21 protein-coding genes are annotated in these 23,683 nt (G+C 67.6%); 9 read left to right on the forward strand and 12 right to left on the reverse strand.

What is annotated here, in order from left to right; all coding sequences use genetic code 11:
- From ELR45_RS40545 to ELR45_RS08035, 5 genes are all read right to left on the reverse strand, one after another.
- On the reverse strand, positions 1-968 hold a 968-nt coding region (locus ELR45_RS40545; RefSeq protein WP_240759272.1), incomplete at its 3' end, for an aldehyde dehydrogenase family protein.
- 60 nt (positions 969-1,028) lie between these two features.
- Positions 1,029-1,817: an ABC transporter ATP-binding protein gene (locus tag ELR45_RS08020; protein ID WP_420813845.1), complete on the reverse strand. Its 789-nt coding sequence runs from the start codon at positions 1,815-1,817 to the stop codon at positions 1,029-1,031.
- A gap of 90 nt (positions 1,818-1,907) precedes the next feature.
- Positions 1,908-2,708, reverse strand: coding sequence for an ABC transporter permease (locus tag ELR45_RS08025; RefSeq protein WP_129664913.1), 801 nt, complete (start codon positions 2,706-2,708; stop codon positions 1,908-1,910).
- A complete protein-coding gene (locus ELR45_RS08030) occupies positions 2,705-3,496 on the reverse strand; it encodes an ABC transporter permease (protein WP_420813846.1) in 792 nt (263 codons plus the stop codon). Before ELR45_RS08030 ends, ELR45_RS08025 begins: the two co-directional genes overlap by 4 nt.
- A 38-nt stretch (positions 3,497-3,534) precedes the next feature.
- Positions 3,535-4,533 (reverse strand): ABC transporter substrate-binding protein, encoded by a 999-nt coding sequence (locus ELR45_RS08035; RefSeq protein ID WP_129664917.1) that lies wholly within the window; start codon positions 4,531-4,533, stop codon positions 3,535-3,537.
- Between the two features lie 232 nt (positions 4,534-4,765).
- Between ELR45_RS08035 and ELR45_RS34785 the strand changes: the two genes are divergently transcribed.
- Complete coding sequence (locus ELR45_RS34785) at positions 4,766-4,921, forward strand: hypothetical protein (RefSeq protein WP_165367583.1); 156 nt, start codon at positions 4,766-4,768, stop codon at positions 4,919-4,921.
- On the opposite strand, the gene ELR45_RS08040 is transcribed toward ELR45_RS34785, so the two are convergent.
- A complete protein-coding gene (locus ELR45_RS08040) occupies positions 4,904-5,971 on the reverse strand; it encodes an Lrp/AsnC family transcriptional regulator (RefSeq protein WP_129664919.1) in 1,068 nt (355 codons plus the stop codon). The two genes, ELR45_RS34785 and ELR45_RS08040, sit on opposite strands and share 18 nt — an antisense overlap.
- Before the next feature lie 131 nt (positions 5,972-6,102).
- Between ELR45_RS08040 and ELR45_RS08045 the strand changes: the two genes are divergently transcribed.
- The 4 genes from ELR45_RS08045 to ELR45_RS08060 all read left to right on the forward strand — a co-directional run bounded on the left by ELR45_RS08045 (position 6,103) and on the right by ELR45_RS08060 (position 10,983).
- Positions 6,103-7,620 (forward strand): ABC transporter substrate-binding protein, encoded by a 1,518-nt coding sequence (locus ELR45_RS08045; RefSeq protein ID WP_165367584.1) that lies wholly within the window; start codon positions 6,103-6,105, stop codon positions 7,618-7,620.
- A 107-nt stretch (positions 7,621-7,727) separates the two neighbouring features.
- Positions 7,728-8,744 carry a carbohydrate ABC transporter permease gene (locus ELR45_RS08050; RefSeq protein ID WP_129665113.1) on the forward strand — a complete coding sequence of 339 codons (1,017 nt, stop codon included), beginning with the start codon at positions 7,728-7,730 and terminating at the stop codon, positions 8,742-8,744.
- Complete coding sequence (locus tag ELR45_RS08055) at positions 8,744-9,610, forward strand: carbohydrate ABC transporter permease (RefSeq protein ID WP_129664923.1); 867 nt, start codon at positions 8,744-8,746, stop codon at positions 9,608-9,610. Before ELR45_RS08050 ends, ELR45_RS08055 begins: the two co-directional genes overlap by 1 nt.
- A 2-nt stretch (positions 9,611-9,612) precedes the next feature.
- Positions 9,613-10,983, forward strand: a complete 1,371-nt coding sequence (locus ELR45_RS08060) for a Gfo/Idh/MocA family protein (RefSeq protein WP_129664925.1) — start codon at positions 9,613-9,615, stop codon at positions 10,981-10,983.
- Positions 10,984-10,999: 16 nt separating this feature from the next.
- On the opposite strand, the gene ELR45_RS08065 is transcribed toward ELR45_RS08060, so the two are convergent.
- Entirely contained in the window at positions 11,000-11,632 is a 633-nt protein-coding gene (locus ELR45_RS08065; RefSeq protein ID WP_420813834.1) for a LysE family translocator, read from the reverse strand.
- 263 nt (positions 11,633-11,895) lie between these two features.
- On the opposite strand from ELR45_RS08065, the gene ELR45_RS08070 reads away from it, so the two are divergent.
- Positions 11,896-14,913, forward strand: coding sequence for an AfsR/SARP family transcriptional regulator (locus ELR45_RS08070; RefSeq protein ID WP_129664929.1), 3,018 nt, complete (start codon positions 11,896-11,898; stop codon positions 14,911-14,913).
- Positions 14,914-15,278: 365 nt separating this feature from the next.
- Here ELR45_RS08070 and ELR45_RS08075 read toward each other — a convergent pair whose 3' ends face one another.
- The 4 genes from ELR45_RS08075 to paaI all read right to left on the reverse strand — a co-directional run bounded on the left by ELR45_RS08075 (position 15,279) and on the right by paaI (position 18,920).
- On the reverse strand, positions 15,279-16,442 hold the full coding sequence (locus ELR45_RS08075) for a thiolase family protein (RefSeq protein WP_129664931.1): 1,164 nt from the start codon (positions 16,440-16,442) through the stop codon (positions 15,279-15,281).
- A gap of 39 nt (positions 16,443-16,481) precedes the next feature.
- Positions 16,482-17,105 (reverse strand): TetR/AcrR family transcriptional regulator, encoded by a 624-nt coding sequence (locus ELR45_RS08080; protein WP_129664933.1) that lies wholly within the window; start codon positions 17,103-17,105, stop codon positions 16,482-16,484.
- Positions 17,106-17,184: 79 nt separating this feature from the next.
- On the reverse strand, positions 17,185-18,528 hold the full coding sequence (paaK, locus tag ELR45_RS08085) for a phenylacetate--CoA ligase PaaK (protein ID WP_129664935.1): 1,344 nt from the start codon (positions 18,526-18,528) through the stop codon (positions 17,185-17,187).
- Entirely contained in the window at positions 18,525-18,920 is a 396-nt protein-coding gene (gene paaI, locus ELR45_RS08090) for a hydroxyphenylacetyl-CoA thioesterase PaaI (protein ID WP_129665115.1), read from the reverse strand. Before paaI ends, paaK begins: the two co-directional genes overlap by 4 nt.
- 135 nt (positions 18,921-19,055) lie before the next feature.
- Between paaI and ELR45_RS08095 the strand changes: the two genes are divergently transcribed.
- Positions 19,056-20,276, forward strand: coding sequence for a thiolase family protein (locus ELR45_RS08095; RefSeq protein ID WP_129664937.1), 1,221 nt, complete (start codon positions 19,056-19,058; stop codon positions 20,274-20,276).
- Positions 20,277-20,340: 64 nt separating this feature from the next.
- The gene (locus tag ELR45_RS08100; protein ID WP_129664939.1) at positions 20,341-21,192 is read left to right on the forward strand and encodes a 3-hydroxyacyl-CoA dehydrogenase family protein; all 852 of its coding nucleotides are present in this window, start codon (positions 20,341-20,343) and stop codon (positions 21,190-21,192) included.
- Between the two features lie 138 nt (positions 21,193-21,330).
- On the opposite strand, the gene ELR45_RS08105 is transcribed toward ELR45_RS08100, so the two are convergent.
- Positions 21,331-22,134 carry an enoyl-CoA hydratase/isomerase family protein gene (locus ELR45_RS08105; protein ID WP_129664941.1) on the reverse strand — a complete coding sequence of 268 codons (804 nt, stop codon included), beginning with the start codon at positions 22,132-22,134 and terminating at the stop codon, positions 21,331-21,333.
- Between the two features lie 81 nt (positions 22,135-22,215).
- Between ELR45_RS08105 and paaZ the strand changes: the two genes are divergently transcribed.
- Positions 22,216-23,683 (forward strand): phenylacetic acid degradation bifunctional protein PaaZ (gene paaZ / locus ELR45_RS08110; protein ID WP_240759274.1); only part of this gene is annotated, 1,468 nt, incomplete at its 3' end.

Genomic DNA, 23,683 nt, shown 5'->3' on the forward strand with positions numbered 1-23,683 from the left:
ACCTCCTGGGTATGCGGGTTCCCGACCGGCATGGCGTCGGCCTTGGTGGCCAGCCGGTCCACGTACTCGTCATACACCCGCTCGTGGACGATGTGCCGCCCCGTCGTCATGCAGATCTGCCCCTGGTGGAAGAACGATCCCCACGCCGCCGAGCTGGCGGCGAGGTCGAGGTCGGCGTCGTCCATCACCACCAGCGCACCGTTGCCGCCGAGCTCGAGATGGGCACGCTTGAGGTGCTCGCCGGCAAGTGCGCCGACCTTGCGGCCGGCGGCGGTGGAGCCGGTGAACGAGATCACCGGCACCAAGGGGTCGATCACCAGCGCCTGCCCGACGTCGGCGCCACCGGGCAGCACATGCAGCAGGCCCTCAGGCAGACCTGCCTCGGCGAACACCCGGGCCAGGGCCACGCCTCCGCAGACCGCGGTACGCGGATCCGGCTTGACGACGACAGCGTTGCCGAGCGCCAGTGCGGGCGCCACCGATCGTATCGACAGGATCAGGGGAGCGTTGAACGGCGAGATCACACCGACGACGCCGACCGGAACTCGCTGCGCCATCGACAGCCGTGGCTCCTCACTGGGGATCAGCTCGCCCCACGGGCGCCCGGGCAGTGTCGCGGCCTCGTAGCACTCCTGCTCCGCGACGTGTAGCTCGAAGCCGGCCTTACCCGGGATCGAACCGGACTCGCGGACGATCCACTGGCTCAGCTCGTGGGCATGCTCGGCCCACAGATCACCGGCCCGCCTGAGCACGGCGGCACGAGTCTGGTGCGACGTCGCCGCCCACTCGTGCTGGGCGTCGGCGGCGGCGCTGGTGGCTCGTGCGACGTCTTCGGCGTCGGCCATCCCCGTGGTCCCCAGCTCGTCCCCGGTCGCGGGTTCGATGACGGCCTGTGTGCCACCGTGTGCGGGAGCCCACCCGCCGCTGTAGATCATGCCGGACCAGGCGGCTGGGTCGAGAAACGTCATTGTCTCGTCCTATCGGCTCGCAGGAAGTGGAACGCTTCAGTTGGCGGGAGTGGTCACTCGTCAGGTTGCAGACGTGGGACGCTCGCCGCGTTTGGCGCGCTGCACGAGCTCATAGACCTCGCCCCGCAGCCGGCCGAACTCCGGGGCGGATCGGGTGGTCAGCTGGTCCCGGTCGGTGGGAAGGTCGACCGTGACATTGGCCAGGATCTCCGTGGGCCGTCCGGAGAGGACCAGGACACGTTGACCGAGATAGATGGACTCGTCGATGTCGTGCGTGACGAACAGCACGGTGACCCCCAGCCGGCGCCACAGCGAGCGGACCAGGTCTTCAAGGTCGGCACGGGTCTGGGCGTCGACGGCGGCGAACGGCTCGTCCATCAGCAGGAGGTGCGGCTCATAGGCGATCGCGCGGGCGATCGCGACGCGCTGCTGCATGCCGCCGGAGAGCTGCCACGGGTAGGCGGTGGGAACGTCCGCCAGCCCGACCGCTTCGAGCGACTCGGTGACCAGCTCCCGGCGTCGCGCCTTGGGCAGACGCTTCTCCTTGAGCGGTCGTTCGACGTTCTGAGTCACGGTCATCCAGGGAAACAGGCTGCGACCGTACTCCTGGAAGACCACCGCCATCCCGGACGGTGGCTCGGTGATCACGGTGTCTTCGAGGACCACCTCGCCGGACGTCGGCGGCAGCAGCCCGGCGACGCAGCGCAGCAACGTCGTCTTCCCGGCACCGGAAGGACCCACCACGCAGACCAGCTCGCCCGCCTTGACCGTGAAGGTGAGGTCCCGGATGGCCTCCACGGACTGGCCCGAGCCGTGGTAGGTCTTCTGCAGACCCTTGACGTCCAGAATGACCGAGTCTGCCTGGTCCGGGCCGGTCCGCCCAATCTCATTGGGACTGTCTTCGATCACGTCATGCCTCGCAGGAGTGGGGACGGTCATCTACTCTCCTCCTCGTTGCGCCTGGCGGTACCCCCGGTACCAGGCCAGCGCCGGCCACTCGATGGCCCGGAATATCAGCGCCAGCACGACGCCGAGAAGACCGAGCAAGATGATCCCGCTCCACATCTCGGGGATGGCGAAGCTGCGCTGGAACTGCACGATGGTGAAGCCCAGTCCGTTGTTCGCCGCGAACATCTCGCTGATCACCATGAGGATGATCGCGATCGAGAGGGCCTGCCGGGCTCCGGTGACGATCTGTGGGCTGGCGCCACGGATGATCAGATGGAACAACGCCGACGTGCGGCGCATCCGGTAGCAGCGGGCGGTGTCCCGCAGGATCTCGTCCAGCCCGCGCACACCCTCAACGGTGTTGAGCAAGATGGGCCATATGCAGCCCCACATGATGACCAGGATCTTCATCTGAGTGCCGATCCCAGCGAAGAGCATCAGGATCGGGATGAGTACGGGCGGCGGTATCGCCCGGAAGAACTCCATGACCGGTTCGGTGAAGGCCCTGAGTTTGGCGGACGATCCGATGGCGACGCCCAGCCCGACGCCGGCCACCAGCGCCAGCAGGTAACCGGCCATGAGCCTGCCGAGACTCGGTATGGCCTCAGTGACGATCCGGCTGTTGGACACCGGATCTTCCAGCCAGGTCGGCTGGAACGTCTCCACGATCGTCTTGAGCGGTGGGAAGTAGAAGCTGGTGCTGTTCGCCGTCGTGAACCACCAGGTGGCGATCAAGATCAGCGGCAACGCGAGGGCAAGGACGACGCTCTGGACGGCTCTACGGAGGCTCATGAGGCACTCTCCCTCCGCACGGACGGGTGCCAGCGCAGGATCCGGCGTTCGAGCCTCCGGGCCAGGATGTTCACGATGACCCCGAGAACCCCGGTGACCAGGACCAGCGCGTACATCGACTCCACCGCCCCCGAGGTCTGGGCGATGGCGATCAGGTTGCCAAGCCCGGGTGTGCCGATGATGAGCTCTCCGGTGATGGTCAGGATGAGGGCGACGGCGGCGGCGAGCCGCAGCCCGGTCATCGCGTACGGGAGCGTCGTCGGCCAGGTCACGGTGCGGATCTGCGACAGCCTGGAGAACCGGTACGAGCGGGCCGTCTCCCGAGCCACCGGGTCGACGTCTTGCACTCCGTAGAGCACTTGGACCAGGACCTGCCAGAACGACGCGTACACGACCAGCAGCAGGGTGGACTGCATGCTCGTGCCGTACAGCAGCACAGCCAGCGGAATCAGCGCGACCGATGGGATCGGCCGGAGGAACTCGATGGTGGTGGCGGTGAAGGCGCGCAGAAAGGAGACACTGCCGATGAGGACGCCCAGCGCGATGCCTGCCGCGAGCGCGATACCCAGCCCGAGACCCCACGTGGTCAGTGTCTGCCGGAGGGCCTCCCAGAACTCGCCGGTCTGTACCCGGTCGGCGAGTGAGTCCACCATGGAGCTCAGCGGCGGAAGGTAGCGGTCGTTGACCAGCCCGGCACGGGGGACGATCTCCAGGAGCGCGGCGAAGACGGCGACTCCGGCCAGACCCAGCAGCGCGGAGCCGCTACGCCATCGACGCCGCGCCGGCACCGGAGCCGCCACGGGCGGATGTACGGGGGCCGTCGTGGTCACCGCACCAACTCCGAGGCGTCGACCGGCTCGTCGAGCAGGCCGTCGCCTTCGGCGAGGTCGGCGAGCAACTGTACGGTGTCCACGTTGATCTCCGGCTCGAACCGTGGCATCACGAGGGACTCGCGCAGCTCGGCGTCGATCTCTGTGTAGGTTCCGAGAACGTCGCGAGCTTCCTCGGGGTTGTCCTGCGCGTAGGCGAGGGACTGTTCCATCGCGGAGACGAACGCGTCGACGGTCTCCGGCTCCTCCGCGGCGTACTGGCCGGAGGTGAAGTAGGCGGCGATCATGAGATCGGGGTCGACCTCGGCGTATGGGGACGCGATGGGCACGGCGCCGTCCTCGAGCGTCATGGAGAGGAACGGCTCCAGCACGAATGCGGCGTCCACCTGCCCGTTGGCGAGGGCACCCGGCATATCGGGAAAGGCGATCTCGACGAACTCGATGGCCGAGGGGTCGCCGCCGTCCTGGCGGACGAGCTCACGCGTGGTGCTGTCGACGATGTTGTTCAACGTGTTGGCCGCGACAGTCCTTCCGGCCAGATCGGCCGCCGAGGAGATGCCGGAGTCCGGATTGGTGACGATCGCCGCGAAGTCCTCGCCGACCTCGCCCGTGCTCGAGTTGCCCGGCGCGACCATTTGGAGGTCCAGGCCCTGCGCTCCGGCGATGAGCAGGGACGTGACGTTGCTGAACCCGAACTGGAACTCGCCGCTGGTGACGCCGGGAACGATGGCGGCGCCGCCCTGTGCGCCGACGGGCGTGATCTCGAGGCCTTCCTCTTCGAAGAAACCCTGCTCGATTCCGAGGTAGATCGGGGCGACGTCGACGATCGGGATCACTCCGACGTTGACAGGGGTCAGATCACCGTCATCTCCGCCGTCCGCACTGTCCGTATCGCTGTTGTCCGCATCACTGGTCGTATCCGCGGAGTCGTCTCCTCCGCATGCGGCGAGCATCAGCAACGCGGCGATGGCGGCCGCGGGCACAATGCGTTGCATATCCGTACTCCTTTGTCGGCGGCGGCGAGATCCGGACGGAGGGCGACGCGGGCAAATGTTTCGTCATCCGAACGAACGTTCTCTAGATGAACATAGGGCGGCCCGCTTTGTCCGTCAAGATGTCGTACTCGTTTCTTGACCAGGGCCGTACCGATGTCGTTGACCGGGTGGTCGGCGTGCGGACGACGTCCGGTGCGGAGGTGTCCTGTCACCATGACGAAGGGAAACGACGATGTTTCGTACCAAGACGTCCCTGCACCTGGGGCCGGATCATTCGCGGGTCCCCGAACCGGACACCGGGCAGCTGCAGAAGCTCGCGGATCTGATGGAAGCGGACGGCATCACCGGCGGCCCGATCGACGTGACAGATCTAATCGTCGCTCCGTGAGGGGGTGTGAGCCCTCGCCGCACTCGACGTTTGCGACGCGACGTCGCCGCGATCGTCGTCGGCGGGTTCGGGGAGGATCTTGCCCGCGCGCTTGACGGTCCGCAGGCCGACGGCGACGTCGGCGTGCAACAGCCCGGGCAGACTCCCGACCGTACCGGAGAGGAAGTCGTAGAGCGCGGCATCGCTGGCCAGGGCGATCTCACCGCAGAGGTTCCGGTCGCCCGTCGTGGCGGCGATCATCAGCACGTCAGGATGGCGGGCGAGCACCTCACCCGCGGCCCCGAGCTGAGTGGGGTTGATGCTCAGCCAGACGAAGGCGTTCACCGGGAGCCCGATGTGCTCTGGCTCGATGACCGTCCGCATCCTGAGGATCCCCCGGGACATCAGTGACTCGACGCGTCGCCGGGCGGTGCTGGGCGTCACCCCGCAGCTGTCGGCCAGCTCCTGCCAGCCTCGCCTGCCATCCGCGGTGAGCAGCTCGACGAGTTGTTCCTCCAGGGATGACAGGGGCGGGGCCGCAGCTGGGTAGGGGTGTTCGTTCCAGTGATCGAGACGTGCCGCGTGCAGCGTCTGCAGGGCCGGCTCTGGAAGGAGGCCCGGGTTCCAGCTATGCGGTGTGGAGAACCGGCGGATGACCTGGTTGCTCGATGTCGCGACCACGCCGTCGAGCCGGGGCAGCTCCTCCATCATCAGGTGCAGCAGATGCTCGTTCGAGGTGTAACCGATTTCGGCGACGCAGTCGATGCTGCCGGTGAGGAGCTTGACCGAACCGGTCTCCTTCCACTGGGCGAGTTTCAAGGCCGCCCGATGCGCCGCACCGGGGCTGCATCGTAGCCGGACGAACAGTGAGCGCGCCCGGTGACTCGCCTCGTCGTCGAGTACCCCTGTCACGCGGAGCAGACCGGAGCGGAACAGCCGTGACATCCGCCGGGACACGGTGGCCTCGGAGCTGCGGACGGCGTGACCGACTTGAGCTTGAGTGGCACGTGGATGCGCGAGGAGCGCTCCGACAACCAGCCGGTCGAGATCGCTGAGGTTGATCGATTTCATCAAGTAGTCCACATCGATTGAATGTTCCTTGCATTTTAGAGTGAATCATTGACACGATGGCTCATCTGTCGCAAGCCTGTGTGTTCTATCACAGCTCTCTGGAGCGCCTCAGGCGAGCGAAGGGGCATCACATGCGTTGGAAGTCCTTGAGATCTTCTCGAGCCGTCAGTACGACGAGTCCACCCCACGTCGGTACCGGCGAGTCGTCCGGTGGCCGGCGGCAGGTGTTCCGGCTGCCGGGCCTTCTCTGTGTCATCGGCGCTTCCGCGCTGGTGGCCGCGGCATGTTCGGGCGACGACGGGTCAGGTGACGGCGGGTCAGGTGACGGCGGATCCGACGACACGGGCGGCGGCAGCATCACCATGTGGACGGTGTATGACACGGCCGACCGCATCGCCACCATGGAAGGCGTCCTGGACGAGTTCACCGAGCAGTCCGGGATCGAGGTCGAGCTCGTCGGGGTGAGCGCCCCTGATCTGTCCCAGGCGATGGTGTCGTCGGCTGCGGCCGGGGACCTGCCGGACGTGATCGTTCACGGCGTCGAGCTGTCCGCCGGCTGGGTGAGCGAGGGCATCCTCGACCCCGCCGCGGCGAGTGAGATGATCGAGGAACTCGGGGTGGACACGTTCAGCGAGGGCGCGCTCGACCTCATCCGGGTGGACAGCGAGGACGGCGAGTACGCCACGGTCCCGTCCGACGGGTGGGGCCAGATGATCTTCTACCGGACCGATCTGCTCGACGAGGCCGGGGTGGAGCCCCCGGAGACGTATGAGCAGGCGCTGGCCGCGGCCGACGCGCTGCACGGCGACGGGACCATCGGATTCGCGCTCGGCACCGCCGGCGGCGACGGCTTCACTACGCAGGTGTTCGAGCACATGGCGCTGGCGAATGACTGCCAGCTGGTCGACGACAACGGCGAGATCACCCTGGACAGTCCGGAATGCGTGGAAGCGATCCAGTTCTACACGGACCTGGCCGAGTACGCACCCGCTGGAGCCGGCGACGTCGACACCACCCGGGCCAACTTCCTGGCCGGTGAGACGGCGATGATGTCCTGGTCGCCGCACCTGCTCGACGAGCTGGCCGGGCTGTTCCCCGACACGCCGCTGACCTGTGACGAGTGTGGCGACGACCAGCAGTGGCTGGTGGAACGCACATCGATGGTGCCGCTGTTCCTCGGACCGTCCGGCGACGAGCCCACCCAGTACGGCATCACCGTCAACCTCGGGATCACGACCTCAGCCGACGTCGAACCCTCGAAGGAGCTGGTCCGGTACCTGCTGAACGACGGATACATGGGCTTCCTCTCCATCTCGCCCGAGGGCAGGTTCCCGATGCGCGCCGGCACCGAGCCCGACGACACGACCTATGTGGACGGGTGGACCGAGCTGGCGGTCGGCTCCGGCGGGAACACCGTGACGGTCGGCGAGCTGTACGGCGAGGAAGCAGTGGAGACCATTGTCCAGAGCGCTACCGGGTTCGAGAGCTGGGGCATCCCACAGGGACAGGGCGCGCTGGTCACCGCGCTCCGCGGCGACCTGCAGCTGAGCAACATCCTGCGGGAGGCGCTCGACGGCTCGATCACCGCGGAAGAGGCGGCAAGCCAGATGGCCCAGCACGCCGAGCAGGTCGCATCGGAGCTCGGTTAACGCATATGCAGCAGAGCGGACACGAGGACATGTCCGAGCGGCCGCCTGGTCAGCACGACGCGCTCGCCGACCAGGATGATTCGCCGCAGACCCGGGCCGAGGAGTGGATGCCTGACCAGCCGACCGGCGAGCGGCCGCGCGCGGGTGCGGAGCCAGCCCCTCGCCGGGGGAGGAAGCGTGGCGGCCGGCGGCCGCTCGGGCTGAGGGCGCGCGAGGCACGGCTGGGGCTCGGCCTGGTCAGCCCCACCCTGCTGATCGTCTTGCTGGTGGTGGTGCTGCCGTTCCTGTGGACGATCCTGATGTCGTTCCAGCGTCTGCGGCTGATCGATCTGCAGAACGTCTTCGACATCACCCTGACGCTGCGCAACTTCCGGGTGGTCCTCGGCAGCCCGCAGCTGTGGGACATGGTGCGGACCACCTTGATCTACAGCATCGCGGGCACGGCGCTCTCGGTCGGGATGGGATTGGCCACCGCACTGGCGTTGCGGAAGACCTTCGCGGGCCGGTGGTTGATCCGCATTCTGGTGCTGGTGCCCTACGTCATCCCGGTGGTCTCCGCGGCGCTGGTCTGGCGGACGCTGCTCAACCCGCAGTTCGGCCCGGTCAACGTCTTCGGTGTGGACATCCTGGGTTGGGACGAGCCGATCGGCTTCCTCTCCGAGCGCTCGCACCGGTTCGAGGTGCTGGGCATCGGATTCGACCTGCCGGTGGCGCTGCTCTCGGTCATCGCGTTCGAGGCGTGGAAGACGTTCCCGCTGGCGTTCCTGTTCATCCTGGCGCGCCTGCAGGGACTGCCGAAGGACCTGGAGGAGGCGGCCCGGGTGGACGGCGCAACGCCGCTGCAGCGGTTCCGGTACGTCATCATGCCGCAGCTTGCCGGCGTGGTCGCGCTTCTGGTGCTGCTCCGGTTCATCTGGACGTTCCAGAACTTCAACGACGTCTACCTGCTCACCGGCGGTGCCGCGGGCACCGAGGTGGTCGCGGTGCAGGTCTACAACTACCTGATCAACCGCAGCGACGTCGGCGGTGCGGCGGCGCTGGGTCTGCTCATGTCGATCGTGCTGGTGACGGCGTTCGCCTTCTACTACCGGTACGGCGTGCTGAAACAGGAGCGTGACGCCTGATGATCTCGCGGGAACAGGTGGAGAACCGGGTCCTGGGTGTGGCCCGTGTGCTGTGGCTGGCGTTCATCGTCCTCATCTGCGTCGTTCCGCTGTTCTACATGCTGCTGCTGTCGGTCCGGCCGCTGCAGGCGGTGCTGTCCGACCCGCTCGACTTCATCCCGTCGCTGGAGGAGTTGAACCTGGAGGCCTACCGGAAGGTCATCGCGTCGCCGAGTGAGGGCGGCTACGGGCTGTTGTCCTTCTTCCGGAACTCGCTGATCGTCGCGATCGGATCCGTGCTGCTGACGGTTCTGTTCTCCGTCCTCGGCGCGTACGCGGCCACCCGGCTGCGTTTTCCAGGCAAGAACACCATCAACACGTCGTTCTTCGCGGTGTACATGTTCCCCGGCATCGTGATGGCGATCCCGCTGTTCGTGCTGTTCTCCCGGATGGGCCTGCGCGGCGAGCTCGGCGCGCTGATCATCATCTACCTGGCCTCGACGGTGCCGGTCTGCGTCTACATGCTCCGCAACTACTTCCGATCGATCCCGGAGGGCCTGGAAGACGCCGCGATGGTGGACGGGTGCAACCGCGGCAAGGTGATCACCAAGATCGTGCTGCCGCTGGCGATGCCGTCGATCGCCGCCACGTCGCTGTACGTGTTCATGATCGCCTGGAACGAGTACTTGTTTGCGCTGCTGTTCCTGCTGGAACGGCGGGACAACTGGACCGTGTCGCTCGGGCTGGCACAGCTCGATGACATCAGCGTATCGGAGACGGTGTTGATGGCCGGGTCGGTGTTGCTGACGCTTCCGGTCATCGCGCTGTTCTTCGTTGCCGAACGGCTGCTGGTCGAAGGCCTGACAGCGGGCGCAGAGAAAGGATAGTCATGTCGAACTCCAGCCCGGCCGGGGGCGTGTCCGCGGCCGACGATCCGAACGGGCCCGTCCGGTTGCTCGTGCTCGGTGCCGGTGGCCGCGGTGGGCACGCGTACGCCGGATGGTGCCTCGAACATCCAGACCGGGCCCGTGTCGTCGCTGTCGCCGATCCGGACGTCGAGCGCCGGACCAGGGTGGGCGACGCGCACGCGATTCCGGAGCAATGGCGCTTCGACCACTGGCAGGCTGCTCTGGTACAGCCCGGTCCGTGGGACGCGGTCATCGTGGCGACGCCGGATCGAGAGCACGTCGACCCGACCATCCGGGCCTTGGAACTCGGCTACTACGTGCTGCTGGAGAAGCCGGTGGCACCGACGGCGTCGGACCTGAGCCGGCTGGCGGATGCGGCGAAGGGGCGGCCGGGTGCCATCACGGTGTCCCACGTCATGCGCTACGCACCGTTCTACGTGGCATTGCAGCGCGTAGTGCGGGACGGACGGATCGGCGAACTCCAGGGCATCCAGCACCTGGAGAACATCGCCTATTGGCACTTCGCACACAGCTATGTCCGCGGCAACTGGCACCGTTCGGACCGGTCGAGCCCGATGCTGCTCGCGAAGGCTTGCCATGATCTGGACATGCTGCGCTGGCTGGTCGGAGAGCCGTGCATCCAGGTCTCGTCGTTCGGCGAACGCCGCCACTTCCGCCTGGAGCAGGCTCCGGCCGGTTCGACCGAGCGGTGCATCGACGGGTGCGCGGTCGCTGATACTTGCCCGTACAACGCCGAGCGGTTCTACATGGAGCAGCTTGCCGACATCGACGGGCCGCCGGTCACGGCGATCACGAACGACACGTCTCCGGAAGGTCGCCGTCGGGCGCTGGAGACGACGGACTACGGGCGCTGCGTCTATCGCATGGACAACGACGTGGTGGACCACCAGACCACCGCGCTGCGGTTCGCGAACGGTGTGACCGCGTCCGTCGTCGTCTCCGCTTTCACCCAGCACAACACGCGGACCATTACCGTGATGGGCAGCCACGGACAGATCAACGGCGACGCCCGGACCGGACGGATCGAGACTATCTCGTTCCGGGACACGCCCCCGAACGTGGGCGTCCCCGCGAACGTGCCGGCGACGTCGGGCACGCTCCAGGTGGACCCCGCCGTGCAGGGCGACATCGAGGACGTGTCCGAGGCTTTCGCCGGTCATGGTGGTGGCGACGCCGGGCTGATGGCGGACTTCACCCAGCGCGTGCACCGCTGGCGAACCGGTGAGGCCTTCGAGGCGGCGCCGACGTCGCTGGAGGAGAGCCTGGAGAGTCACTGGGTCGCGTTCGCGGCCGAACGATCCCGGGAACGTGGCACCGTCGAGCGACCGTGACGGGGGACAGCGCCGCTCAGGTGACCGCGACGAACGTACCCAGCCCGATCATCACGACGCCGCTGCCGGCACGTTGACGTACCTGCCACCGGACGTCCGCGGCCAGCCGGCGGTGCAGCCGTCCGGCGGTCAGGGCAACCACGACGTCCGTGGTGAGTGCGATGACGACGACCACCACACCCAGCAGACAGAACACGACCGAAGGTGCCGCTCGCTCCGGATGCACGAAGTGTGGCAGCAGCGCCATGAAGTACAGCGCGGTCTTCGGGTTGAGCATCTCGACGACCACGCCCTGGAGTACGGGCGAGCGTGTTCCACCAGGGCTCGCGGCCGGACCGGTGCCGACCTGCCCGCGCCGGTTCCGGATCGCCAGCAGGCCGAGGAGGGCCAGGTATGCGGCGCCCATGAATTTGACGGCGAGGAACAGCGCCGGTGACGCCGCCAGCAAGGCGGAGAGGCCGGCCGCCGCGGCGAGCACGTGCCCAGTGGTGCCGATGCTGTTGCCCAGCGCCGACAGAACGCCTTCGCGTCGTCCGCCGTTCAGACTACGAGCGAGCACATAGAGCAGTGCGGGCCCTGGCGTGACCGCGAAGACGATCGCGGTCCCGAGAAAGACGAGCCATTCGTCGGAGTTGGGCACGTTTCCCATCCTTCGGATCAGGCTTGCGCCGTGCTTTCCTGTTGCTTTCCTCGCTCTATGCCGCACTCGGGCATGGCCATTGCGGCTCACATCGTGTGCTTTCAGGTGATCATTGCCATGCCGGACATCTACGATGGCTGCGGGTGAACGGCGCAGAAGCGGTGTGGCCGTCGTTCTCCCGGGTCTGAGAGGAGGCGCTTCTCGCGGATTCTGCGAGTCGGCCGTACTCCGCGACGGCCCGTGCTGCCGATAGCCTGACGAGTCTGGTGTTGATGATGGAGTTCGAGGTCCTCGGCCCGGTGCGTGTGCTTCGGGACGCCCAGGAGACGGCATTGAGCGGGCAGATGCAGCGTGTCCTGGTGAGCATGCTGTTGCTGCACGCGAACCGGCCGGCCTCAGTCGACCTGCTGGCGAATGCGCTGTGGGGCGAGGAGCCGGATGACCGCGCACAACAGAGGCTGCAGCTACACGTGCACCGGTTGCGGCAGACGCTCGGCGAGCCGGAACGCGTGTCCTTCGACCCGGGCGGTTACCGGTTGACGGTGCTGCCTGGTGAGCTGGACGCGGAGCGGTTCGAGTCACTGGTCAACGAGGCGATCGAGGCGTCTGCGGCAGAGCCCGAGCGCTGTGTGGCGTTGATCCGCAAGGCGCTGGGCATGTGGCGTGGCGCGCCGTTTCAGGGCTTGGATGTACACCAGCTGGCGGGAGAGATCGAGCGGCTCAGTGAGCTGCGGATCGTGGCGCTCGAGGAGTTGTATACCGCGGAGATCGCTTGTGGCCGGCACGCGTCGGCGGTCGGCGAGCTGACCGACCTGGTCCGCCGGAATCCGTTGCGTGAGCGACTTCAGGGCCTGTTGATGACGGCGCTCTACAAGGGTGGGCGGCAGGCCGACGCGTTGGCCGTCTATCGAAGTGCCCGGCAGACGCTCGTCGACGAGCTCGGTCTGGAGCCGGGACCCGAACTGCACGCGATCGAACGGCAGATTCTGGCAGGCGAGCCGATCGAGCCCGTCGGTACGCAGCCGCCGCCGCGCATTGTCCCCGCACAGTTGCCGCACAATGTCACCGGGTTCGTCGGACGGATGGCCGAGCTCTCAGAGCTGGACCGGCTTCTTGACGACGAGGGCGAGGCCGCGCCGATCGCCGTCATCGCCGGTACTGCCGGAGCAGGCAAGACCGCACTAGCCGTTCGATGGGCGCATCGGGTCAAGGACGGTTTCCCCGACGGTCAGCTCTACGTCGATCTGCGCGGCTACGGTCCCGATCAGCCGGTGTCGACGGCCGACGTACTGGGCGGGTTTCTCCGCGCGTTCGGCGTCGAAGGAGCCGCGATCCCGCAGGACGTCACGGAGCGGGCGGCGCGGCTTCGCTCGCTGCTCGATGGCCGCAGGGTGCTCATGGTGCTGGACAACGCGGCGACCGTCGAACAGGTGCGGCCGTTGTTGCCCGGGGCGTCGTCCTGTCTCGTATTGGTGACCAGCCGAGACTCGCTGGGAGGCTTGGTTGTGCGAGAAGGGGCGCACCGAGTCGGGCTGGGAAGGATGACCGCTGACGAGGCTCATGGCCTGTTGGACGGGTTGCTGGGGCGGGGAAGGGATGTAGGCTCCGACGCCGCGGAGCTGCTGATCGACCGGTGCGCACGGCTGCCGCTCGCACTGCGTATCGCGGCTGAACGCATTCGCGCACGACCCGGCAGTACGGTAGCCGACCTGGTCGCGGAACTCGCCGATGAGGAGCCGCGGCTCGACCTGCTGGACGTCGGCGGAGATGCCCAGACGTCCATGCGGGCGGTGTTCTCCTGGTCGTACCACGACCTGCCGCAGGACGCGGCCCGCACGTTCCGCCTGTGCGGGCTGTATCCCGGGCACGACGTCGACCTCTACGCATTGACGGCGCTGACCGGCAATGAGGACCTGCAGGCCACCCGCCGCTCGCTCGACGCGCTGGCGCGTGCGAACCTCGTCGACGAGGTCGCGGACGGCCGGTACCAGCTACACGACCTGCTGCGTGTCTACGCCGCCGAGCTCACGGCGGCCACGGAAGACAAGGCCGAGCGTCAGGCTGCGCTGGCCAGGTTGTTCGACTACTACGTGTACACGGCGTGGCAGGCCATGGAGGTCGTAGCGCCGCAAGAAGCGGAGATCCGCGCCGATTTCGCCCCCACCGTGGCTGCCGTGCCAGACCTGACCAGCTACGAGTCAGCCCTGGACTGGCTTGAGGTGGAGCGTTCCAACCTCGTCACCCTGGCCGACCGGGCGGCCGAGCACCATCTGCCCGCCTACGCGACCGACATCTCGGCTGTCTTCTGGCGGTACCTCGACTTGGGGTCTTTTCTCGACGATTCCCGGCGGCTGCATACGACGGCGCTGGCGGTGGCGCGGGAGCGGGGCGATCGTGGTGCCGAGGGGGTCGCCCTGCGTGCGGTCGGTCTCGTCAACCATCGGATGGACCGGTATGACGAAGCGGTGCGTTATCTGGAACGGGCACTGGCACTGCATGCCGAGCTCGGCAACATCAAGCTGCAAGCGGGTATCCTCAACGACCTCGCCGGCGTCTACCACATCATCGGTCGTATCGACGATGCACTGGAGAGCCTGCACCGGTCGCTTGCGCTGTTCCGGGAGGCCAGGTGCCGGCCACTGGAAGTGAAGCCGTTGTGCAACCTGGCGTTCAACTATCGGCGTCAGGGGCGTCAGGAGGAAGCGTTCGACTGCCTTGAGCAGGCGCTCGCCATCGCCGATGAGACCGGGACCCGGCCCGGCCAAGCCCATGCCTTGGTCAACCTGGTCAAGCTGTGCCGCGACGCGGGGCGGTGCGAAGAGGCGATCGAGTATGCGCAACGGGTCCTGGTGCTTGCGCATGACAGCGGGATCCATAACGTCAAGGCGTACGTGCTCGACCATCTGGGGAGCGTGTATCTGATGATGGGCGACCTCGCCCAGGCGGCACGGCACCACCATGAAGCGCTGGTGTCCGCCCGGACCACCGGTGACAACGACTTGGAAACGCGTGCGCTGAACGGGCTCGCCGAGGCGGAGACAGCCTCCGGCGATGCGGCCAAGGGATTCCGATACCACAACGATGCGCTGAAGATCGCCTCGGAGGTCGGTATCCGACACGAGGAGGCCCGGGCACGCGCCGGCCTGGGTGACATCTGTCATGGGCGTGGCGAGGAGGAAGCGGCTGCCGCGCATTGGAGAACGGCCCTTGACATCTACCGTGATCTGCATGCCCCTGAGGCCGAAGCGATCCAGACGAAGATTGCTGAAAGCGCCAACAAAGCGGGATGAAAGTGGGCGTGTGCATGATGTAAGGGTCGCGCGGGCAGCGACCCTCTGGTTCGCGGACTTTGGGGGGGCCGCTGAATGCCCTTGAGCTTGGGGCTGATCGCGCCGGTGGTCACTGCCCGCGCGACCGTCTATCCCTTCGTCGTCTTGATCAGATACGAGTTCAGGGCGCTACGACGCCACGAACTCGTATCTGAAAACGGCGCTCGGAGGCGGCGATGAATCGGCCGTCGAGGAGTTCGTCACCTAGGTGACTCTGCCCCGACGAACTTCGTCACCGTGTCGCTTCCATCTATGTCGCCGACATCTACGTAGATGACAGCTACATCTGGGAGCCGGCCCAGGTGGGATCCAGCCGCGGGTTTGATCTACAGGCGTTCGATGATGAGCGCGTTGGCCATGCCGCCGCCCTCGCACATGGTCTGCAGACCGAAGCGGCCGCCGGTGGACTCCAGGTGGTTGACCAGCGTGGTCAGCAGCTTGGTGCCGGATGCGCCGAGCGGGTGTCCGAGGGCGATCGCGCCGCCGTTCGGGTTGAGCCGGTCCGGGTCGGCGTCGAACTCGCGCAGCCACGCCAGGGGCACTGGAGCGAAGGCCTCGTTGACCTCGTACGCGTCGAGGTCGGCGATGCTCAGGCCGGAGCGAGCCAGGATCTTCTCGGTGGCCGGCATGATCCCGGTAAGCATCAGCAGCGGGTCGCTACCGGTGACGGCGAAGGAGTGAAAGCGTGCCCGCGGGCGCAGACCTAGCGCCGCAGCCCGGTCCTCGTTCATGATCAGTACGGCCGACGCGCCGTCCGTCAGCGGAGAGGCGTTCCCCGGCGTGATCGACCAGGTGATCTCCGGGAACCGCTCGGCCAGGCCAGGGTCGGCGAACGAGGGCCGAAGCCCGGCCAAACCGTCGGGCGTCGTGGTCGGCCGGACCGTCTCGTCGACAGCGTGGTCGCCGACGGGGACGATCTGTGTGCCGAACAACCCCGCCTCAGCGGCCGCGGCCGCCCTCTGGTGGGACTGGGCGGCGAAGATGTCCAGCTCCTCCCGGGTCAGCTTCCAGCGGGCGGCGATCAGCTCTGCGCTGATGCCCTGCGGGACCAGGCCGTCCGGGTAGCGCTCCGTGAGCGGGGCATACGGGTCCTTGCCTTGGGTGTTGCTGAACATCGGTACCCGGCTCATCGACTCCACGCCGCAGGCGATCACCGCGTCGTAGGCGCCGGCCAGAACACCCTGCGCCGCAAAGTGGGCCGCCTGCTGGCTGGAGCCGCACTGCCGGTCGATCGTGGTGCCCGGGACCGACTCGGGGAGGCCGGCTGCCAGCAGCGCATTGCGCCCGACGTTGATGGACTGCTCTGCGGACTGCGAGACGCATCCCGCGATGACGTCGTCGACGGTGGCCGGGTCGATGTCGTTGCGGGTGAGCAGCGCGCGCAACGTGGTCGCCAGCAGCTCCACCGGATGAACCTCGGACAGCGCACCGCCGGGTTTGCCCTTCCCGGAGGCGGTACGGACTGCGTCGACGATGACGGCGTTGGTCATGATCCGGTCCTCACGTACGCGGGCGGCCTTGTTCGAAGTCTACGATTCTTCGCTGCGAACGCGCATGCCGTCGAAGGTGATCTTGCAGACCGCGTCGGCAAGTTCGGTCCCGTTCGTGCCGCGGCCCGGGCGGTACCACTCGATCAGCGAGTTGACCAGGCCGAACAGCAGACGCGCGGTGACTGCCGGGTCGATGTCCGGCCGGATGTCACCTTCCGTCTCTGCCTCTTTGACCAGCTCTGCCACCAAGCGGTCGAACTCCCGCCGACGAGCGAGGGCGTCCCGCTCCACCTTGGTGTTGCCACGCACCCGGAGCAACAGGGTGACGAACGGCAGGCGGTCGACGAGCACGCCGACGCTGCCACGGACGAGGTGTTCCAGCCGGTCGATGGCCGGGCCGGGCATCGCCTCGACCTGGTCTGCCACCTCGAACAGGCCGTCGAGCGCCCGGTCCACGGCCAACCGCAGGAGCTCCTGTTTGCTCGGCACGTGGTGGTAGATCGCCGACTTGGTGATCCCCAGCTTGCGGGAGAGGTCTTCCATGCTGGTGCCGTCGTAGCCACGTTCGTTGAACAGCTTCGCCGCGACCTGGAGAAGAGACTCCAGATCGTAACCGGGTCTTCCCCGGCGGGCGGGCTTCGAGGACGGAGGTGCGACGGACATGTTCACCAGTATCCCAGGGAAGAAGTTAGCCTCAGGGACAGCCGAGCCGAGGTCTGAGCCGAGCTGCGGCTCGCATCCATCATGGTCGGTCCTGGTCGCGGAGGTCCTTGATCCGACGCAGCTTGCCCATCGAGCGTTCCAGGGTGTCGGGGTCGACGACGTCCACCTCGACGCTGACGCCGATGCCGTCCTTGACGGCACTCACGACATGGGCCGCGGCGACGATCCGCCGCTCGCTGGATGCGTCGGGCTCGGCCTCCACTTGTACGGTGAGGTGGTCCATCCGGTGCCGTCGGGTGAGTCGCAGCTGGAAGTGGGGCGCCAGGCCGTCCGTGCGGAGCACGATCTCCTCGATCTGGGTGGGGAAGAGGTTCACGCCGCGGAGGATGATCATGTCGTCGCTGCGACCGGTGACTTTCTCCATCCGGCGGAACGCGGGGCGTGCGGTCCCGGGGAGCAGCCGGGTAAGGTCCCGGGTGCGGTAGCGGATGACCGGCATGGCCTGCTTGGTGAGGGAGGTGAAGACCAGCTCGCCCTTCTCGCCTTCTGGTTTGACGGTGTCCCGGAGCGGGTCGACGACCTCGGGGTAGAAGTGGTCCTCCCAGATGTGCAGGCCGTCCTTGGTCTGGACGCATTCCTGTGAGACGCCCGGGCCGATCACCTCGGAGAGACCGTAGATGTCGACCGCGTCGATGCCCGCCCGCTGCTCGATCTCTTCGCGCATCGCCGGTGTCCACGGCTCGGCGCCGAAGATCCCGACTTTGAGCGACGACGCCTTGGGGTCGAGGCCTTGCCGTTCGAACTCGTCCAGGAGCGTGAGCATGTAGCTGGGCGTGAGCATGATGATCGTGGGCTTGAAGTCGTTGATCAGCTGCACCTGCCGCGCCGTCATTCCGCCGGAGGCGGGGACTACGGTGCAGCCCAGCTTCTCCGCGCCGTAGTGTGCGCCGAGTCCGCCGGTGAACAGGCCGTAGCCGTAGGCGACGTGCACGATGTCACCGGGCCCTCCGCCTGCGGCCCGGATCGACCGGGCGACGACCGTGGCCCAGAGATCAAGGTCCTCAGTGGTGTAGCCGACCACGGTCGGGCGACCGGTCGTGCCGCTCGACGCATGGATCCGGCTGACCTGCTCACGCGGCACGGCGAACATGCCGAACGGATAGTTCTCGCGCAGGTCGTCCTTGGTGGTGTACGGAAACTTGGCCAGGTCATCGAGGGTCTTGCAGTCACTCGGGCGCACCCCCGCCGCGTCGAACGCACGCCGGTAATGGGGCACGTTCTGGTACGCGTGGTTCAGGGTCCATTGCAGCCGCTCGAGCTGAAGTTCGCGCAGTTCCTCGTTGCTCAGTCGCTCGGCCGCGTCGAGCCCCTCCTCAGAGACGGTCTGCCTGCCGATGGGCGCTTCGTCGCGTGCGATCGTCATTCTGATCCACCTTCTCGCTGGATGGTGCGGCTCCGTCCGCGGAACTCCAGGACGACGTCCCGTCCCGCGGGGGTGTCCCGATACACCGTCACGTCGTAGATGCCGTTGCGGCCGTAGCGGGTGCGTTCCTGAGCGACGGCGATCAGCCGGTCGTCGACGCGGGCCGAGGCGACGAACGAGACCTCCGCTCCAGCCGCGACCGTCGCCGGACCCTGACTGTTGCAGGCGCATGCGAACGCCGTGTCGGCGAGGAGGAAGAGGTAGCCACCATGGGCGATCTGGTGCCCGTTCACCATCGTCTTGGTGACGGTCATCGTCGCTGTCGCCGTGCCGGGGCCGACGTCGACCAGCTCGATCCCGAGAGATCGCGAGGCGTGGTCCGCGTCGAACATGGTCCGAGCGGCGTCGCTGCCTTCTCCGGCCGATGGTGGCACTGGGTCCTCCGTCTTGCTTACTGACCGAATGGACGGTTAATAATGTGTCGACAAGTAAAGGCAGAGCGGGTGATGATGTCAAGAGGAGGCGCCGTGTCCGAGGTGTTCGTTGTCGATGGTGTGCGCACGCCGCAGGGACGTTACGGCGGGGCTCTGGCCAACGTGCGGCCCGATGACTTGGCGGCGCTCATCGTCGGGGCGGCCGTCCACCGGGCCGGGATACCCGCGGAGGCCGTGGACGAGGTCATCGTCGGCGCGGCGAACCAGGCAGGCGAGGACAACCGCAACGTCGCCCGGATGGCGGTCCTGCTCTCCGGACTGCCCGATCAGGTCCCCGGGTATACCGTGAACCGGCTGTGCGCGAGCGGACTCACCGCGGTCGCCTCTGCCGCGCAGAGCATCCGGACCGGCGAGGCCGACGTCGTCGTCGCCGGTGGGGTGGAGTCGATGACACGGGCGCCATGGGTGATGGCGAAACCCGGCACACCCTGGGCCCGTCCGGGTGAGGTGAGCGATACGTCCCTGGGCTGGCGGTTCACGAACCCGCGCTTCGCGGAGCACGATCGCGAAGCTCCGCGAGGATCCGGCCCGGAGGATCGGAAGATCACCTTGTCGATGGGCGAGACCGCCGAAGAGGTGGCCGAGCTCGACGGGATCGGCAGAGCAGAGTGCGACGAGTTCGCGCTGCGCAGTCACCAGCGCGCGATCGCGGCGACCGACTCCGGCCGGTTCCTGGCCGAGATCGTGCCGGTTCCGGTCAGGGGCGGCGAGGTCAGTGCCGACGAAGGCCCGCGGCGCGACACCACGCTGGAGAAGCTCGCCGGTCTACGGCCGGTCTTCCGCGACGGTGGCATCGTCACGGCGGGCTCGTCGTCGTCGCTGGCCGATGGTGCGGCGGCGCTGGTGCTCGCCGGGGAGGACGCCGTCCGCCGGCACGGGCTCACGCCGCGAGCGCGAGTGGTCGGTGGCGCGAGTGCCGGTGTCTCGCCGCACCTGATGGGCCTCGGGCCGGTGCCGGCGACGGAGAAGCTGCTCGCCAGGCATGGCGTGACTGTCGAGGACGTGGACGCCGTCGAACTGAACGAGGCGTTCGCCGCGCAGAGTCTGGCCGTGATCCGGCGGCTCAAGCTGGATGAGGAGAAGGTCAACGCCGACGGCGGCGCGATCGCGCTTGGCCATCCGCTGGGCTGCTCCGGCGCGCGCATCCTGGTGACGCTCCTGAGCAGGATGGAGCGAGAAGGCGCTCGACGCGGCCTGGCCACCCTCTGCGTCGGCGTCGGTCAGGGCGTGTCGTTGCTGGTCGAGGTCGCGTGATGACGATGGCATCTCGCCGTGAGCGCCGACGTGGATGGACCAGGATGAAGGAGCGGAGCGCGGTATGAGGCCACCGGAATGCGTTGCGGTGATCGGCGGGGGCACGATGGGCGCGGGAATTGCCCAGGTCTTCGCGACCGTCGGTGCCGCTGTCACGGTCGTGGAGAGCGACGACGCGGCTGTCGAGGCAGCTCGCGATCGGATCGCGGCCGGGTTGGAACGCACCGCCCAGCGCGGCAAGCTTCCCGTCGCCGCAGGCGCGGTGATGCGGCGGATCGGCCTGGTGACCGACGTCGGCGACGTGCCTGCGGACGCCCGGCTGGCGGTGGAGGCGGTGCCAGAGAAGCCGGAGCTGAAAGCGGCTGTGCTCGCTGCCGCCGAGAAGGCGTTGCCGACCGACGCCGTCCTCGCGAGCAATACGAGCTCGCTGTCGATCGCCGAGTTGGGCGCTGCCTTGGAGCACCCGGAGCGGTTCGTCGGCCTGCATTTCTTCAACCCGGTGCCGGCGTCGAAACTCGTTGAAGTCGTCATCGCTCCGCAGACGGACGGCGCGGTGCGGGACCGGGCGGTGGCATGGGTTCGGGCGCTGGGTAAGACCGACGTCGTCGTCCGCGATTCGCCGGGGTTCGCGACCAGCCGGCTGGGTGTGCTGCTCGGCCTTGAGGCGATCCGGATGCTGGAGGAGGGCGTCGCCGACGCCGACGCGATCGACAACGCGATGGAGCTGGGCTACCGGCATCCGATGGGCCCGTTGCGCTCGACCGATCTGGTCGGTCTCGACGTGCGGCTGGCGATCGCCGACTACCTTCAGTCCACCCTGGGAGAGCGGTTCGCGCCACCGCGGTTGTTGCGGGACAAGGTCGCCCGCGGTGAGCTGGGCAAGAAGACGGGTCAGGGCTTCCACCGCTGGGAATGACCGTGTGGAAGCTTGCTGCGGAGGTGTCGGGCAGCGTGGAAGCTTGCTGTCGCCATAGCGACTGCGTGGAAGCTTACGGCGGGGTGGGGCGTGCTGCGTGGAAGCTTGGTGTCGTCACGGCGACCGCAGGGAAGCCCTCTAGCCGCCGGTGAAGATGGGCTTCTCTTTGTCGAGGAACGCCTGGACGGCGCGATGATGGTCGTGGGTGAGCCCGAGCCGGCTCTGTGCCGCGGCCTCTGCCTTGAGTACGTCGGGGAGCGGTGCCGACCAGGCGTCGGCGATCGCGCGCTTGGCCTCGGCGTAGGCCAACGTGGGGCCGGTCGCCAGGGTCGTCGCGAGTTCGGCGGCGGCACTCGCCAGCTCGTCCCCGGGAACGACCTTTCGCACGAGTCCCCAGTCGTGCGCCTGGGCAGCAGTGAACGGCTCGCCAAGCAGTACGAGCTCACTGGCGCGCGCTGAACCGACAGCGCGCGCCAGCGTCGCCGACAGCCCAGAGTCGCAGGACAGCCCGACCCCTGTGAAGGCGGTGCCGAACTTCGCGCTCTCCGAGGCCACCCTGAGGTCGCACGCGAGGGCGAAGCCGAGGCCCGCGCCGACGCAGCTGCCGTTGATGGCGGCGATGACGGGCTTGGGCATGGTGGCCAGGGTGGTGACGATCGGGTTGTATTGCCGCTCGACGGTGGTCAGCGCCGTCGAGCGGTCGTCCCTCAACGCCTGAGCGTGCTCGACGAGGTCCTGCCCGACGCAGAACGAGCGGCCGGCGCCGGTGAGGACGACGGCACGGACGGCGGTGTCCTCGGTGATCTCCTCCAAGATGTCCCGGAGCAGGTCTTTCATCTCTTCGGTCAGCCCGTTGCCGCGATCCGGCCGGTTCAGTGTGACCGTGGCGACCGCGTGATCGCGGTTCAGCAGGACGGCGTTCTCAGCGCTTCCGTCAGCCATAGCGGTACGTTACCATCACTTCCTGAACGTTCGGTTGGTAATTCGGTACGATGGCAGGGATGAGCCACGAGGAGGTCGGCCATGACAGCACTGCCCAGCTACGTCGGCGGCGAATGGCGTACGCCATCGGGTGAAGGCACGCCGCTGCATGACGCTGTGACCGGAGAAGAGGTCGCACGCATCTCGTCGGCGGGCATCGACATGGCCGCTGCGCTGGACCACGGGCGGCGAGTGGGCGGTCCGCCGCTGCGCGAGCTGACCTTCCACGAGCGGGCGCTGATACTGAAGCAGCTCGCACTCCACCTCCAGCAGCACCGCGATGAGCTGTATGCGCTGTCGCACCGCACCGGCGCCACCCTGTACGACGCGAGGTTCGACGTCGACGGCGGCATCGGAGTGCTGTTCTCCTACGGCAGCAAGGGCCGGCGCGAGCTCCCGAATGACACCGTCTACGTCGAGGGCCCGGTCGAGCCGCTCGGCAAAGGTGGCACGTTCGTCGGCCAGCACATCCTGACGCCGTCGCGGGGCGTCGCCGTACAGGTCAACGCGTTCAACTTCCCGGTCTGGGGACCGCTGGAGAAGCTCGCCCCCGCCTTCCTGGCCGGAGTGCCCACCCTGGTGAAGCCGGCCAGCCAGACGGCGTACCTGACGCAGCGGCTCGTCGAGCTGATCATCGAATCCGGCCTGCTGCCCGAGGGATCTCTGCAGCTGGTCTGCGGCAGCGCCGGCGATCTGCTGGACCACCTGACCGAGCAGGACCTGGTCTCATTCACCGGCTCGGCCTCCACGGCACAGCGGCTGCGCACACACCCCGTGATCGTTCGCAACGCGGTCAGGTTCAACGCCGAGGCCGACTCGCTCAACCTCTCGATCCTCGGCCCGGATGCCACGCCTGGATCGGCCGAGTTCGACCTCTTCGTCAAACAGCTCGTCACCGAGATGACGGTCAAGACCGGGCAGAAGTGCACGGCGATACGGCGGGCGTTCGTCCCGGCCGAGCGGATCGACGACGTCGCGCAGGCCGCTACCGAACGGCTGGCGAGCGTCGCCGTCGGCAACCCGGCCAGTCCGGATGTCCGGATGGGGGCGCTGGCCAGCCTCGAGCAGCGCGAGGAGGTCCGTCGTTCGTTGAAGGCGCTGAGGGACGCCGGAACCATCGTCTTCGGTGACCCTGAGCGGGTCGACCTGGTCGACGCCGACGCTGAGCGGGGCGCGTTCATCTCGCCGATCCTGTTGCGAGCCGACGACGCGGAACGGGCAGAACCTCACCAGGTCGAGGCGTTCGGACCGGTGTCCACCCTGATGCCCTACACGTCGACCGGGCAGGTCGTCGAGCTGGCGGCGCGAGGTGCGGGAAGCCTGGTCGGCTCGGTCGTGACCGGCGACTCCGGCTTCGCGCGCGAGGTGGTTCTTGGGGCGGCGCCGTGGCACGGACGTCTGCTTGTCCTCGATGCGGAGAACGCGAAGGAGTCGACCGGTCATGGGTCGCCGCTCCCGGTGCTGGTGCACGGCGGCCCGGGCCGAGCGGGCGGCGGCGAGGAGATGGGCG

This window comes from Phytoactinopolyspora endophytica (genome assembly GCF_004138495.1).
GTDB classification, from domain to species: Bacteria; Actinomycetota; Actinomycetes; order Jiangellales; family Jiangellaceae; genus Phytoactinopolyspora; species Phytoactinopolyspora endophytica.

Excerpts from the sequence above, each read along its gene's own strand:
- ELR45_RS08040 (WP_129664919.1), bottom strand. The coding sequence starts at position 5,971 with ATGAAATCGATCAACCTCAGCGATCTCGACCGGCTGGTTGTCGGAGCG.
- paaI (WP_129665115.1), bottom strand. The coding sequence starts at position 18,920 with ATGTTCGACGCGGACCACGCCTCGCGATCTCTCGGGATCGAGCTGGTC.
- ELR45_RS08065 (WP_420813834.1), bottom strand. The coding sequence starts at position 11,632 with ATGGGAAACGTGCCCAACTCCGACGAATGGCTCGTCTTTCTCGGGACC.
- ELR45_RS08045 (WP_165367584.1), top strand. The coding sequence starts at position 6,103 with ATGCGTTGGAAGTCCTTGAGATCTTCTCGAGCCGTCAGTACGACGAGT.
- ELR45_RS08100 (WP_129664939.1), top strand. The coding sequence starts at position 20,341 with ATGAGGCCACCGGAATGCGTTGCGGTGATCGGCGGGGGCACGATGGGC.
- ELR45_RS08055 (WP_129664923.1), top strand. The coding sequence starts at position 8,744 with ATGATCTCGCGGGAACAGGTGGAGAACCGGGTCCTGGGTGTGGCCCGT.
- ELR45_RS08080 (WP_129664933.1), bottom strand. The coding sequence starts at position 17,105 with ATGTCCGTCGCACCTCCGTCCTCGAAGCCCGCCCGCCGGGGAAGACCC.
- paaK (WP_129664935.1), bottom strand. The coding sequence starts at position 18,528 with ATGACGATCGCACGCGACGAAGCGCCCATCGGCAGGCAGACCGTCTCT.
- ELR45_RS08060 (WP_129664925.1), top strand. The coding sequence starts at position 9,613 with ATGTCGAACTCCAGCCCGGCCGGGGGCGTGTCCGCGGCCGACGATCCG.
- ELR45_RS08035 (WP_129664917.1), bottom strand. The coding sequence starts at position 4,533 with ATGCAACGCATTGTGCCCGCGGCCGCCATCGCCGCGTTGCTGATGCTC.
- ELR45_RS08050 (WP_129665113.1), top strand. The coding sequence starts at position 7,728 with ATGCCTGACCAGCCGACCGGCGAGCGGCCGCGCGCGGGTGCGGAGCCA.
- ELR45_RS08025 (WP_129664913.1), bottom strand. The coding sequence starts at position 2,708 with ATGAGCCTCCGTAGAGCCGTCCAGAGCGTCGTCCTTGCCCTCGCGTTG.
- ELR45_RS08105 (WP_129664941.1), bottom strand. The coding sequence starts at position 22,134 with ATGGCTGACGGAAGCGCTGAGAACGCCGTCCTGCTGAACCGCGATCAC.
- ELR45_RS08070 (WP_129664929.1), top strand. The coding sequence starts at position 11,896 with ATGATGGAGTTCGAGGTCCTCGGCCCGGTGCGTGTGCTTCGGGACGCC.
- ELR45_RS08075 (WP_129664931.1), bottom strand. The coding sequence starts at position 16,442 with ATGACCAACGCCGTCATCGTCGACGCAGTCCGTACCGCCTCCGGGAAG.
- ELR45_RS34785 (WP_165367583.1), top strand. The coding sequence starts at position 4,766 with ATGTTTCGTACCAAGACGTCCCTGCACCTGGGGCCGGATCATTCGCGG.